General features: G+C 55.3%; 13 protein-coding genes. 6 read left to right on the top strand and 7 right to left on the bottom strand.

The window, feature by feature from the left end:
- The first annotated feature begins 19 nt into the window (after positions 1–19).
- The 3 genes from zapG (at position 20) to degS (ending at position 3116) form a co-directional block, all read left to right on the top strand.
- Positions 20–418 (top strand): Z-ring associated protein ZapG, encoded by a 399-nt coding sequence (gene zapG / locus AC4OVS_RS02510; RefSeq protein WP_022649554.1) that lies wholly within the window; start codon positions 20–22, stop codon positions 416–418.
- Between the two features lie 170 nt (positions 419–588).
- The gene (gene degQ, locus AC4OVS_RS02505) at positions 589–1956 is read left to right on the top strand and encodes a serine endoprotease DegQ (RefSeq protein ID WP_491922160.1); all 1368 of its coding nucleotides are present in this window, start codon (positions 589–591) and stop codon (positions 1954–1956) included.
- Between the two features lie 92 nt (positions 1957–2048).
- On the top strand, positions 2049–3116 hold the full coding sequence (gene degS, locus AC4OVS_RS02500; RefSeq protein ID WP_003860430.1) for an outer membrane-stress sensor serine endopeptidase DegS: 1068 nt from the start codon (positions 2049–2051) through the stop codon (positions 3114–3116).
- Positions 3117–3167: 51 nt separating this feature from the next.
- On the opposite strand, the gene mdh is transcribed toward degS, so the two are convergent.
- Entirely contained in the window at positions 3168–4106 is a 939-nt protein-coding gene (mdh, locus tag AC4OVS_RS02495; protein ID WP_022649556.1) for a malate dehydrogenase, read from the bottom strand.
- Positions 4107–4503: 397 nt separating this feature from the next.
- Between mdh and argR the strand changes: the two genes are divergently transcribed.
- Together argR and yhcN are read left to right on the top strand one after the other, a co-directional pair.
- Entirely contained in the window at positions 4504–4974 is a 471-nt protein-coding gene (gene argR / locus AC4OVS_RS02490) for a transcriptional regulator ArgR (protein ID WP_003860428.1), read from the top strand.
- 378 nt (positions 4975–5352) lie between these two features.
- Entirely contained in the window at positions 5353–5616 is a 264-nt protein-coding gene (gene yhcN, locus AC4OVS_RS02485) for a peroxide/acid stress response protein YhcN (protein ID WP_006812160.1), read from the top strand.
- Between the two features lie 59 nt (positions 5617–5675).
- Here yhcN and AC4OVS_RS02480 read toward each other — a convergent pair whose 3' ends face one another.
- The 5 genes from AC4OVS_RS02480 to aaeX all read right to left on the bottom strand — a co-directional run bounded on the left by AC4OVS_RS02480 (position 5676) and on the right by aaeX (position 10651).
- A complete protein-coding gene (locus AC4OVS_RS02480; protein ID WP_022649557.1) occupies positions 5676–5948 on the bottom strand; it encodes a barstar family protein in 273 nt (90 codons plus the stop codon).
- Between the two features lie 45 nt (positions 5949–5993).
- Positions 5994–7448: an NAD-dependent succinate-semialdehyde dehydrogenase gene (locus AC4OVS_RS02475; RefSeq protein ID WP_022649558.1), complete on the bottom strand. Its 1455-nt coding sequence runs from the start codon at positions 7446–7448 to the stop codon at positions 5994–5996.
- Positions 7449–7534: 86 nt separating this feature from the next.
- Complete coding sequence (gene aaeB, locus AC4OVS_RS02470; protein ID WP_023298739.1) at positions 7535–9502, bottom strand: p-hydroxybenzoic acid efflux pump subunit AaeB; 1968 nt, start codon at positions 9500–9502, stop codon at positions 7535–7537.
- Positions 9503–9507: 5 nt separating this feature from the next.
- Complete coding sequence (aaeA, locus tag AC4OVS_RS02465; RefSeq protein ID WP_023298740.1) at positions 9508–10440, bottom strand: p-hydroxybenzoic acid efflux pump subunit AaeA; 933 nt, start codon at positions 10438–10440, stop codon at positions 9508–9510.
- Positions 10441–10447: 7 nt separating this feature from the next.
- Complete coding sequence (aaeX, locus tag AC4OVS_RS02460) at positions 10448–10651, bottom strand: p-hydroxybenzoic acid efflux pump operon protein AaeX (RefSeq protein ID WP_003860416.1); 204 nt, start codon at positions 10649–10651, stop codon at positions 10448–10450.
- A gap of 178 nt (positions 10652–10829) precedes the next feature.
- On the opposite strand from aaeX, the gene aaeR reads away from it, so the two are divergent.
- The gene (aaeR, locus tag AC4OVS_RS02455; protein ID WP_022649561.1) at positions 10830–11756 is read left to right on the top strand and encodes an HTH-type transcriptional activator AaeR; all 927 of its coding nucleotides are present in this window, start codon (positions 10830–10832) and stop codon (positions 11754–11756) included.
- 113 nt (positions 11757–11869) lie between these two features.
- Here the strand turns inward: aaeR and tldD are convergent, their stop codons facing one another.
- Positions 11870–13315 carry a metalloprotease TldD gene (gene tldD, locus AC4OVS_RS02450; protein ID WP_022649562.1) on the bottom strand — a complete coding sequence of 482 codons (1446 nt, stop codon included), beginning with the start codon at positions 13313–13315 and terminating at the stop codon, positions 11870–11872.
- Positions 13316–13328 lie beyond the last annotated feature (13 nt).

The following is a 13328-nucleotide window of genomic DNA, read 5'->3' as shown; positions in this document are numbered from 1 at the left end:
AAGACAACGGGAGAAGTTCATGACCTGGGAATATGCGCTAATCGGTTTAGTCGTCGGCATCATCATTGGTGCTGTGGCCATGCGTTTCGGTAACCGCAAATTGCGTCAGCAGCAGTCACTGCAATACGAACTGGAAAAGAACAAAGCCGAACTGGAAGAATACCGCGAAGAGCTGGTCAGCCACTTTGCCCGTAGCGCTGAGCTGCTGGACAACATGGCGACAGATTATCGCCAGCTCTACCAGCACATGGCGAAAAGCTCCAGCAGCCTGCTGCCGGAAATGACAGCGGAGAGCAACCCCTTCCGCAATCGTCTGGCGGACTCTGAGGCCGGTAACGATCAGGCACCGGTTCAGATGCCACGCGACTATTCAGACGGCGCGTCCGGCCTGCTGCGCGGTGGCGTAAAACGCGATTAATCGCACAACCTGAATAAATTTTACGGGCGCACCTTATGCGCCCGTCCTTTCTTCCCGTCCCCAGCTATTATTTAGTCAAACACCTCATTGTTCAGCGGTTGAAAATTCAATAACATCAAGATGTTTTTGGGGCCGTTCTTTTTCATTCCAGGATACGAGAGTCAGCATCGATGAAGAAAAAAAACCAGCTGTTGAGCGCCTTAGCGTTAAGTGTCGGGTTATCTCTCTCGGCGTCCTTCCCCGCCAGTGCGGCACTACCTTCGCAGGTGCCAGGACAAGAAGCCATTCCCAGCCTTGCGCCGATGCTTGAAAAAGTCCTGCCTGCGGTAGTCAGCGTTCAGGTGGAAGGGACGGCACGCCAAAGCCAGCGTATTCCCGAAGAGCTGAAGAAATATTTTGGCGAAGAGGTGCCGGATCAGCAGGCTCAGCCGTTTGAAGGCCTTGGTTCGGGCGTGATTATCGACGCGGCCAAAGGCTATATCCTGACCAATAACCACGTGATCAGCCAGGCTGATAAAATCAGCGTTCAGCTGAACGATGGCCGGGAGTTTGACGCCAAACTGATCGGCGGTGACGATCAGAGTGATATCGCCCTGCTACAGGTGCAAAACCCCAGCAACCTGACCCAGATCGCCATCGCCGATTCCGATAAGCTGCGCGTGGGTGATTTTGCCGTCGCGGTCGGTAATCCGTTCGGTTTAGGGCAGACCGCCACCTCCGGGATTGTCTCTGCCCTGGGGCGCAGCGGCCTGAATCTCGAAGGGCTGGAAAATTTCATCCAGACCGATGCCTCCATCAACCGGGGCAACTCCGGCGGTGCGCTGCTTAACCTGAACGGCGAACTGATCGGCATTAATACCGCTATCCTCGCACCAGGCGGCGGCAGCATCGGAATTGGTTTTGCCATTCCGAGTAACATGGCGAAAACCCTGTCTCAACAGCTGATACAGTTTGGCGAGGTTAAGCGCGGGCTGCTGGGCATTAAAGGCATGGAGATGAGCGCCGATATCGCCAAAGCCTTTAAGCTCAACGTCCAGCGCGGGGCGTTTGTCAGCGAAGTGCTGCCCAACTCAGGCTCTGCGAAAGCGGGCGTGAAATCCGGTGACGTTATTGTCAGCCTGAACGATAAACCGCTGAGCAGCTTCGCTGAATTACGTTCGCGTATTGCCACCACGGAGCCTGGCGCTAAAGTGAAGCTGGGCCTGATCCGCGAGGGCAAACCGCTGACCGTGGAAGTGACACTGGACAAGAGCACTTCCTCTTCCGCCAGTGCAGAACAGATCTCCCCGGCGCTACAGGGCGCAACGCTGAGCGACGGTCAGCTTAAAGACGGCACGAAAGGCATTTCTGTCACTGCCGTTGAGAAAAGCAGTCCAGCCGCGCAGGCAGGTTTACATCAGGACGACGTGATCGTGGGCGTGAACCGCACTCGCGTGCAGTCTATTGCCGAAATGCGCAAGGTGCTGGAGAGTAAACCGGCGGTCATTGCCCTGCAAATTATCCGTGGCAACGACACCCTCTACATTTTACTGCGTTAACCATTTGCGACTCCGGGCATCGCCGCTGCGTGTGATGTCCGGATAACTCATGTTATGCTGCAAACCGTTCCTTTTTTAACGACACACGCATCATGCTTTTAAAGCTCTTTCGTTCAATTGTCATTGGTTTGATCGTTGCCGGTCTGCTGCTGGTGGCTATGCCATCTTTACGCCAGTTCAACAAACTGTCGGCTCCTCAGTTCGACAGCACGGATGAAACGCCTGCAACGTACAATCAGGCGGTACGCCGTGCCGCCCCCGCCGTGGTTAACGTCTATAACCGCGGGCTTAACAGTTCCGCTCATAACCAGCTGGAGATCCGCACGCTTGGTTCCGGTGTGATCATGGATGACCGGGGTTACATCATCACCAATAAACACGTGATCAACGATGCCGACCAGATTATCGTCGCCTTGCAGGATGGCCGCGTGTTTGAAGCCCTGCTGGTGGGGTCGGACAGCCTGACCGATCTGGCGGTGCTGAAGATCAACGCCACGGGCGGTCTGCCGACTATCCCGATTAATCGCAAACGAACGCCGCACATCGGCGATGTGGTGCTGGCGATCGGTAACCCGTACAACCTGGGCCAGACCATCACTCAGGGGATCATCAGCGCGACAGGTCGAATTGGACTGAACCCGTCAGGGCGGCAGAACTTCCTGCAAACCGATGCCTCGATCAACCACGGTAACTCCGGCGGTGCGCTGGTGAACTCTCTGGGCGAACTGATGGGCATTAACACCCTCTCCTTTGACAAGAGCAACGATGGTGAAACACCGGAAGGGATTGGCTTTGCCATTCCGTTCCAGCTGGCGACCAAGATCATGGACAAGCTGATCCGCGATGGCCGCGTGATCCGTGGCTACATCGGTATTGGCGGGCGTGAAATCGCGCCGATGCATACGCAGGGCGGTGGTATCGATCAGATCCAGGGGATTGTGGTCAACGAAGTGGCGCCTGGCGGCCCGGCGGCCAATGCAGGTATCCAGGTGAACGACGTTATTCTTTCCGTCAACGGCACGCCGGCGGTCTCTGCGCTGGAAACGATGGACCAGGTGGCGGAAATTCGACCGGGCTCTATCATCCCCGTAGAAGTCATGCGTAATGACAAGAAGCTCACGATTCAGGTCACCATCCAGGAATACCCGGCCACTAACTGACGGGCATAAAAAAACGGAGCTTAGCGCTCCGTTTTTTTTACCGGGACAAGATCACTTGTTAACGAACTCTTCGCCCAGCGTGATGTCTTTCTTCAGCGTATCCAGCATGCCTTCCATCGCGTTTTGCTCAAACGCGCTCAGCGTGCCGATAGACTTACGCTCTTCAACGCCGTTTTTACCCAGCAGCAGCGGCTGAGAGAAGAAGCGCGCGTGTTCACCGTCGCCTTCTACGTAAGCGCATTCAACCACGTTTTTCTCGCCCTGCAGCGCGCGAACCAGAGACAGGCCGAAACGCGCCGCCGCCTGGCCCATAGACAGGGTTGCAGAACCGCCACCCGCCTTCGCTTCCACCACTTCGGTGCCTGCATTCTGAATACGTTTAGTCAGGTCAGCCACTTCCTGCTCGGTGAAGCTCACGCCCGGGATCTGCGACAGCAGAGGCAGGATGGTCACGCCAGAGTGTCCGCCGATAACCGGCACTTCCACTTCCGTTGGCTGCTTGCCTTTCAGCTCAGCCACGAAGGTATTGGAACGGATGATATCCAGCGTAGTTACGCCGAACAGTTTGTTCTTGTCGTAAACGCCCGCTTTCTTCAGCACTTCTGCTGCGATGGCAACGGTGGTGTTCACCGGGTTGGTGATGATACCGATGCACGCTTTCGGGCAGGTTTCAGCGATCTGCTGAACCAGGTTTTTCACGATGCCCGCGTTGACGTTGAACAGGTCTGAACGATCCATACCCGGTTTACGCGCAACACCCGCGGAGATCAGCACCACATCGGCATTCTGCAACGCAGGACGCGCATCTTCACCGGAGAAGCCTTTGATTTTCACAGCTGTCGGGATGTGGCTCAGGTCAACCGCCACACCTGGGGTTACCGGAGCAATATCGTACAGGGAGAGTTCTGAGCCTGAAGGCAGTTGGGTTTTCAGTAGTAGGGCAAGCGCCTGGCCGATACCACCAGCAGCGCCGAGGACTGCGACTTTCATCCTAAACTCCTTATTATGGTTAACTTAAGTATCTGTAACTCCGTTGCGGCGACCATAATTCAGCACGTCATTAATTACAATTTTCATCGCTAAAGAATTTGAGGTCGCACGTCTTTGACCTTCACCCGAATGCTATCAGGCTGTGGGCAACAACGAATTAAGAGGGGGTTACAATACACCCTGCCACGCCACCAAAACAACATCATTTTGATAACATTTAATTTACTTTTAAGCTTATTTGCGCGGCGTGACCCAGGCATGTTTTCTGATAACGAAATCTGATAAAATCTCTCCCTTTCATAACATTATTTCAGCCTGGTGCCAGGTAGATAATTTGCATAAAAATTCATCCACATGCATAATAATGTTGTTTCTATCGTCATATTCCGGGTGACTTATGCGAAGCTCGTCTAAGCAAGAAGAATTAGTGAAAGCGTTTAAAGCGCTACTCAAAGAAGAGAAATTCAGTTCTCAGGGAGAAATTGTTCAGGCGTTGCAGGAGCAAGGCTTCGACAACATCAACCAGTCGAAGGTCTCCCGCATGTTAACCAAGTTTGGTGCAGTGCGTACGCGCAACGCCAAAATGGAGATGGTTTATTGCCTGCCTGCTGAACTTGGCGTGCCAACGACCTCCAGCCCGCTGAAAAACCTGGTTCTGGACATTGACTATAACGATGCCGTGGTCGTGATCCACACCAGCCCGGGTGCAGCCCAGCTGATTGCCCGCCTGCTGGACTCGCTGGGTAAAGCAGAGGGGATCCTCGGGACCATCGCCGGCGATGACACCATTTTTACGACCCCGGCAAATGGTTTCTCGGTGAAAGACCTCTACGAAGCGATTCTGGTCCTGTTCGAACAGGAGCTGTAATCTTCTGCCCCGTAGCGCCTGGCTACGGGGATCATTCTGCGGCCGCCTCGTTTTACCCTGCTTTTCTCTGCCTGCTGCTTTTGCAAATAGTGCTTTTTACCGCCTGTTAACATTCATTCAGTGAATGATCTGCCGTAAAATCGCACTAAAAATCAAAGCCGCCTATCCAATTGATTTACATAATAAAAAATCATAACACCTGCAGAGTAACGCCCTTTTTTATTCATTCCCGTTATAAAAAATGATGTTTTTAACACGTAATAACAGGCGAAACCATTAGTCTGGTATTAATTTTTTCCGTGATTAGTGTATACTTGATTTTGTGATGAGGGTCACAGAACAAAGACCCCAGTAAAATAATTGACGAGGTAAATAATCATGAAAATTAAAACCACTGTAGCTGCCCTGAGCGTACTGTCAGTCCTGTCATTCGGTGCGTTTGCAGCCGACACTATTAACGCCGAACAGGCACAATCCCGTCAGGCTATCGGGACCGTTTCTGTTGGTGCCATCGGTACTTCTCCGATGGACATGCACGAAATGCTGAACAAAAAAGCGGAAGAACAGGGTGCGTCATCTTATCGCATCATCGAAGCGCGCAGTGGCGACCACTGGCACGCTACCGCAGAACTGTACAAATAAACCCTCGTCGTATCTCATCATACGACTTGCCCCTGACCTCCCGGTCAGGGGCTTTTTTATCACTGGCGCACGTTGAAACGCAGTTGCCCTTCCAGCTCCTCCTCCGCTTCATCAAACAATAAAATCAATGCGCCAAAGCGTCTGCGCAGTTTTTCAGGCAGATGGGTAAATTCGATCTCCAGCGGTAACGGCAGCCTGTCGCCGGTAACCACATCCCACAGCATATCAAGATTGTTTACGCTGCCCCGCTCCAGGTCGAACGCCCGGATAAACTCGCGGTAGAAGTCTTCCTGACTATCAATTTCGTCAAAATCAAAGGTATAAATTTTCATTGCCAGCCACCCGGTACAGGCGGGCGGCAGATGCCGCCCTGTCTATTATAAGCCCCCGATATGCAGGGTTTTAACTTCCAGAAACTCCTCCAGCCCCAGCACAGACCCCTCGCGTCCCAGCCCGGACTCTTTTACGCCCCCAAACGGACCCAGCTCGGTCGAGACCGCACATTCATTAATTCCGATCATGCCGCTCTCAATGGCCTGTGAGACGCGGAACACGCGCGAGAGATTCTGGGTATAAAAGTAGGCCGCCAGCCCGTAAGGCGTATTGTTAGCGCGCATAACCACTTCGTCTTCCGACGTGAAGCGGAAGCAGGCGGCAACGGGACCAAAGGTCTCTTCTTCTGCCAGCTTCATGCCTTCATGGCAGTCACCGAGTACGGTTGGCATCCAGAAGTTGCCGCCAAGTTCGTGCGGTTTACCCCCAGCCAGCACCGTGGCCCCCTTCGCTACCGCATCTTCGACGTGCTCACGGACTTTCTCGACAGCCGAAGGCTCAATCAGCGGGCCGACAACGACGCCCTCGTCCAGACCGTTACCCACCTTCAGCGCCTTCACCGCATCGGCAAGCTGATTGACAAACTTGTCATAGACCGTCTCCTGAATATAGAAACGGTTTACGCTGACGCAGACCTGCCCGGCGTTACGGAATTTATTGGCGATGGCGCCTTTGACGGCGGCCTCAATATCCGCGTCCTCGAAAACGATATACGGCGCATTGCCGCCCAGCTCCATCGATACCTTTTTCATGGTCTCAGCGGAATTGCGAACCAGCGTTTTCCCGACGGCGGTTGACCCCGTAAACGAGATTTTGCGCACGTCATGGCTGGCCATAATGGCGTCGCTAATTTCTGAGGTGCTCCCCGCGACCGCATTCAGCACACCATCCGGCACACCGGCCTGCTTCGCCAGCGTCAGCAGCGCAAAGGCGCTCAGCGGCGTGTTGTTTGCAGGCTTGATGACGCCGGTACATCCTGCTGCCAGCGCCGGGCCGAGCTTACGGGTGAGCATAGCCATCGGGAAATTCCATGGCGTGATAGCAGCAACCACCCCAACAGGTTCACGAGTGGCCAGAATACGGGAGCCGGGTTTAACCGGAGGAATGATTTCACCGTTAGCGCGCTTGGCCTGCTCCGCAAACCACTGAATAAAGCTGGCAGCGTAGTCCACCTCGCCCTCAGCCTCTTTCAGCGGCTTGCCCTGCTCGGTGGTCATCAGCCGCCCGAGCCAGCTTTTGTTCTCGATAATCAGTTCATACCAGCGATAGAGGATCGCGGAACGCTCTTTTGCCGTTTTTGCGCGCCATGCGGGAAAGGCTTTCGTCGCGGCCGCAATGGCCTCTTCGGTTTCGGCTTTCCCTGCTTTCGCCACTTTCGCAACCACCTCGCCCGTGGCCGGGTTTAGCACATCAAACGTGGTGTCGAGTGTTTTCCAGATACCGTTAACCAGATACCCGGTCTGAAAAAGAATACTGTCCTGAAGAGCCTGGGTTGTCATGTGTCCTCCCTTCCTGAATGTTTGAACCTGCAAGAATAAGTATAGCCACAAAAAAACCGACGCTTTTGGCGTCGGTTTTCTCTTCGTTAGCTGTCTGTCAGCGCATTCTGGTAGCGGTGCAGCATAAACACCAGCCGCTCTACCGGCTCGGTAACCTGCGGCGGGGCTTCCCAGACTCGCAGTTTCTCCTGGTAGATATCCAGCTCCTCCAGCAGTTGCTTAAAGTAGCGGCGACGTTTGTCATCACTGGATGCCGATATCACATGGTCCGCCGTTCGCCGTAGCTGGCGGTGGAAAGCGGACAAATCGTCGTTGATCGGCACTGGCGCGTTCCGCAGACGCTGGTGCGCGATAATCATGGTTAACGCCAGACGGAAGCGAGCGACATCGCCCGGGAATTTATTCAACAGCAGGAACAGTTGCTGGTAAAGAGCCGGAAGGTGGTTCTGCTTGCGCCGCGCGGTGTTGGTGGTCAAGGACGATACGGCGGCCGACACAAACTGATTGAGCAGCACGCGCCCTGTCCGCGCCTGAGAGTTATCCCGCACCAGCAGGATCACCATCATCGCCAGGAAACAGCCCACCAGCTGGCCTAATGCGCTATCCAGGAACTGGCTGAAATGGAAGGTCATCGGGTTATCCAGCACGAGGATGTTAATCGTACTCGCCAGCGCACCTAACGATCCCAGACGGCGTTTTTGTACCTCAATCCCGATAAAGAACGCCATCACCGCCAGGCTGATACAGAGCAAAAGCATGCTTTGCTGCGTCGAGGGGATGATTACCAGGAAGTAGAGCGCGCCAATGGGTAACGCCGCAATGGTGCCGTACAGAAAATCAATAGCGACCATGCGCGGGTTGGGCAGACGCATCGCCAGCGCGGTAACGACGGCAATCATCACCATCGCGCCGCTGCCGGACGTCCAGCCGGTCCACAGCCAGAACAGCGTGCCGAGTATACAGGCCAGGGTGGTACGCCAGAAGTTAACCATCGCATGATGACGCTCGGCGGATTCCGGTTTGATCACCACTTCGCCCTGTAACACCTCTTCTTCCGCCGCACTGATTTTGGTGTTGCTAATCACGCCGCGTTTCAGAAGCAGGTAGCGCGTTGCGGCGCCAACCCAGGTATAAATAGTGACTGGCGTATCCCGTTCGCCCGTCCAGGCAATCACACGACGCATGCGTTTAAGCTGTCGATGCACGTCCTGCACCGTCTCCACAGGCTCATCAAACAGTTCGCGGAAGGTATCCGTTACCACTTCGGGGCGAGTGTTCTGAATCAGGTAGGTTTCACACGCCTGGGTGATCAGCGTTAACGAGACGGTATTGATCGCTTTCAGACGACGATTGGCACGCTCCCAGCGGGAAGACTCCATATTGAGATTACTGCGCATCCCTTCCAGCGCCTGCGTGCGGCGCACCAGCGCGCTCCAGGCCTTGTCGACCTCTTCGCTGTCGCCGTGCTTAATGCACAGCTGCATGAGCTGGTACTGGGCAACAATCAGCGCGTCCAGCTCACGATCGACTTCCTGCTTGATGGATCGCGGAGAGAAGAGCAGATCGGCGACAATCGCGCAGACGATACCAATGACAATCTCGCTGCAACGTTCCACGGCGAACTGCGGAGCAAGCAGCGGTTCACTCTGAATGGTGATGATAATAATCAGCGCGGTATATCCCGCCAGGCCCCAGGCGTACGAGTTCTCCACCTTCACCAGCGAAGAGACCCAGGTGCAAAAACCCGCCCAGATACAGCATACAATCAGCATCAGCAGCGGCGTGCGGATCATCAGGATGATAATGGTCAGGGCGGCGATACAGCCGATAAAGGTACCGATAATACGCAGCATCCCGCGATAGCGAATTGCCCCGGAGTAAGGCTCGCCACCCGCCGCGAAGGCAGGACCGGCGGCGACGATCGCGGCGGTCAGAACAGCCCAGCGCGGCGTTTCAAGCTGGAAATGGAAGCCAACAAACAGCGCCAGCACAATGGCGCATGCCAGCTTCACGGCGAAGCGGATGTGCTGGCTGGCGATGGAAAAAATGCCCATAGCGATCAACCAAACTCGCGCAGGCGATGGGCGATTTGACGGAAGATAGAATCCTGGCTGGCATCACGGTCTTTTTCACCGGTGATCACTACCGTCGCCGTGGTGCCTGCGGGCCAGAGGTTGCTCTGCTGCTCATCCAGACGAATGCGTACCGGTACGCGCTGCGCCAGACGAACCCACTCGAGGTTAGAATCGACGGTCGCCATCCCTTTTGAATCATTGGTACTGCTGGCGTTGGTCACCCCCGCGGCCACGCTGTCCACGGTTCCTTTCAGGACCCGGTTGCTGCCGAGCGGCGTGATTTCGGCGCGATAGCCCGGACGCACGCCTTCCAGCTTGGTCTCTTCCATATAGGCGAGGACGTAGAAGGAGTTCTGTTTCACCAGCGCCACGGCGGTGGAGCCGCGCGTGATAAACTCACCCGCATAGACGTTGAGGTTGGTTACCCAGCCATCGGACGGGGCGCGGATAACGGTACGTTCCAGATCGAGCTTCGCCAGATCGCGCGTCGCCTGCGCTTTTGCCAGCTGATGCAGCACGGTTTGCAGCACGTTATTGGACTGATCAATCTCTTCCCGGGACATGGCCTGGATGCCCAGCTTGTTACGACGTCCTGCTTCACGGCGTTTTTCAGCGGCCAGCGCGTTGTAATACGCTACATCGGCTTCCGCTTCTTCCAGCGCTTTTTGATAGCGCGGCTGGTCAATAGTGAACAGTACCTGATCTTTTTTCACCAGCTGGTTATCGTGGACATTGACCGCCGTAATGAGACCGGCGACATCGGGCGCTATCGCGACCACCTCCGCGCTGAAACGCGCATCGCGCGTCCACGGGGATTCGGTGTAATAAACCCAGGCGCGAAAAATAGCGATGAACGCCAGGATGACCAGCGCCATAGTGATGGCAGTGCGGGAGATTTTTCTTGTTAGCGTTTTCACATCAACCTCAGACAAACATGCGCGATATTAAATAGAACAGGCAGCAATACAGCGCGGTATTAAACAATGCAGGATGCCAGACGAAATCATAAATCCCGGTAGGGACCAGCACCTTGCGCACTAGCCAGAAGATCGCCAGTGATAAAAGAAGCTCGAAAAATATCGGTGGGAACGACAGACCGAACACCACGATAACGGGAAACAGACTCATGTTGACCTTGATTAAAGAGATGCAGGTTACTGGATTATTAAGCTCACGCCGCCGCAGGAGAGCATGAATTGCCGGGCGAGAGTGGCGCAGCCGTTATGTAATTAATAATATATTAACGTAACTGTTATGCTGTTATCTATCATATGTGATCTAAATCACTTTTAAGCCAGAGTGAATAATGGAACGTCTAAAACGCATGTCCGTCTTTGCGAAAGTGGTTGAGCAAGGCTCTTTTACCGCCGCAGCACGTCAGCTACAAATGAGCGTCTCATCCATTAGCCAGACAGTGTCAAAACTGGAAGATGAGCTCCAGGTGAAGCTGCTCAACCGCAGCACCCGCAGCATTGGGCTGACGGAAGCGGGTAAAATTTACTATCAGGGCTGCCGTCGAATGCTGCATGAAGTGCAGGATGTTCACGAGCAGCTCTACGCCTTTAACAACACGCCTATCGGCACGCTGCGTATCGGGTGTTCTTCAACTATGGCACAAAATGTTCTCGCTGCCATGACGGCGGAAATGCTGAAAGAGTATCCCGGTTTAACCGTTAATCTGGTAACGGGTATTCCGGCACCGGATCTGATTGCCGATGGGTTAGACGTGGTGATCCGCGTTGGCGCATTGCAGGACTCGAGCCTGTTCTCGCGTCGACTGGGCAGCATGCCGATGGTGGTCTGCGCTTCGAAAAGCTATCTGGCACAGTATGGCGTACCGGAAAAACCTGCTGACCTGAGCAACCACTCGTGGCTGGAATACAGCGTTCGCCCAGATAACGAATTTGAACTGATCGCGCCAGAAGGGCTTTCCACCAAACTGCTGCCTGAAGGCCGCTTCGTGACCAACGATCCGATGACCATCTCACGCTGGCTGGTGGCCGGGGCCGGGATCGCCTACGTGCCGCTGATGTGGGTGATCAACGAGATCAACAGCGGCGAACTGGAGATCCTCTTCCCGCGCTACCAGTCGGATCCGCGCCCGGTGTACGCGCTCTATACCGAAAAGGACAAGCTGCCGCTGAAGGTGCAGGTCTGTATTAACTATCTGACGGACTATTTTGTGGAAGTGGCAGAGCTGTTTCAGGGGATGCGGGGAAGAAGGAAAGAGTAGGCCTCCCCCCTCACCCCGGCCCTCTCCCCAAAGGGGCGAGGGAGAAAAGACGGCACGGAGCAGTCCCCTCTCCCCGTTGGGGAGAGGGTTAGGGTGAGGGGAAAATGAAAAAATTACGCCGTGCCGCCCACCGTCAGGTTATCAACCTTCAGCGTAGGCTGGCCCACGCCTACCGGCAGGCTCTGACCCTCTTTGCCGCAGACGCCCACGCCGTTATCCAGCTTCAGATCGTTACCGACCATGGAGATCTGCTGCATTGCTTCAATCCCGGATCCGATCAGCGTCGCCCCTTTTACCGCTTTGGTCACTTTGCCCTTCTCAATCAGATACGCCTCTGAGGTAGAGAAGACAAATTTACCGGAGGTGATATCCACCTGGCCGCCGCCAAAGTTCGGCGCGAAGATACCGTAATCAACGGATTCGATAATCTCCTGCGGCGTGGATTTACCCGGCAGCATGTAGGTGTTGGTCATGCGCGGCATCGGCAGGTGCGCGTAGGATTCGCGACGACCGTTACCCGTTGGCGCAACGCCCATCAGACGCGCGTTAAGCTTGTCCTGCATGTAACCTTTCAGTACGCCATTTTCGATCAGCACGTTGTACTGGCCCGGCGTGCCTTCATCGTCGATAGAAATCGAGCCGCGACGGTCGAGCATGGTGCCATCATCCACCACGGTACACAGCTCGGAGGAGACAAGCTGCCCCATCTGACCGCTGAATACGGACGTCCCGCGACGGTTGAAATCCCCCTCCAGGCCGTGACCGACCGCTTCGTGCAGCAACACGCCAGGCCAGCCTGCGCCCAGAACCACCGGCAGCGTACCGGCAGGTGCCGCCACGGCAGACAGGTTGACCAGCGCCATGCGCACGGCTTCTTTTGCCCACGCATCCGCGCGCGCTTCGCCGTCAACGTCGCCGAGGAACCAGTCGTAGCCAAAACGACCGCCGCCACCGCTTGAGCCGCGCTCGCGCTTGCCGTCGTCTTCCACCTGCACGCTGATAGAGAGGCGCACAAGCGGACGCACGTCGGCGGCCAGCGTACCGTCCGTCGCCGCCACCAGGATCAGTTCATAAACACCGCTCAGGCTGGCAGAAACTTCCTGCACGCGTTTATCCGCCGCGCGAGCCACTTTGTCCACGCGACGCAGGATGTCCAGCTTCTCTTCGCGGCTCATGCTTTGCAGTGGGTCGATGCTGGTATAAAGCGCAGCGTGCTGCACTTCACCCAGGGTTTTCACGCGACCGTCGCCGGTATCACGCACAATGGTTCGCGCCGCCTGCGCGCTCTGCTCCAGCGCGGCCAGGCTTATCTGGTCTGCATAAGCAAAACCGGTTTTTTCGCCGCTGACGGCGCGCACGCCGACGCCCTGGTCAATGTTATAAGAACCATCTTTAATGATGCTGTCTTCTAAAACCCAGGATTCGTGATAGCTCGACTGGAAATAGAGATCGCCGTAGTCGAGGCGGCGTTCGGTCAGTTGACCAAGAATGGAGAACAGGTCCTGATGGCTCAGGCCGTTCGCTGCGAGCAAATGTTCACTTACCAGGTTCAGACTCATCGTATTGCTACTC

The sequence above is a fragment of the Enterobacter sp. 4974935 genome (genome assembly GCF_058661735.1).
The sequence above is the reverse complement of the archived record's forward strand: the minus strand, read 5'-3'. Positions and strand labels throughout refer to the sequence as shown.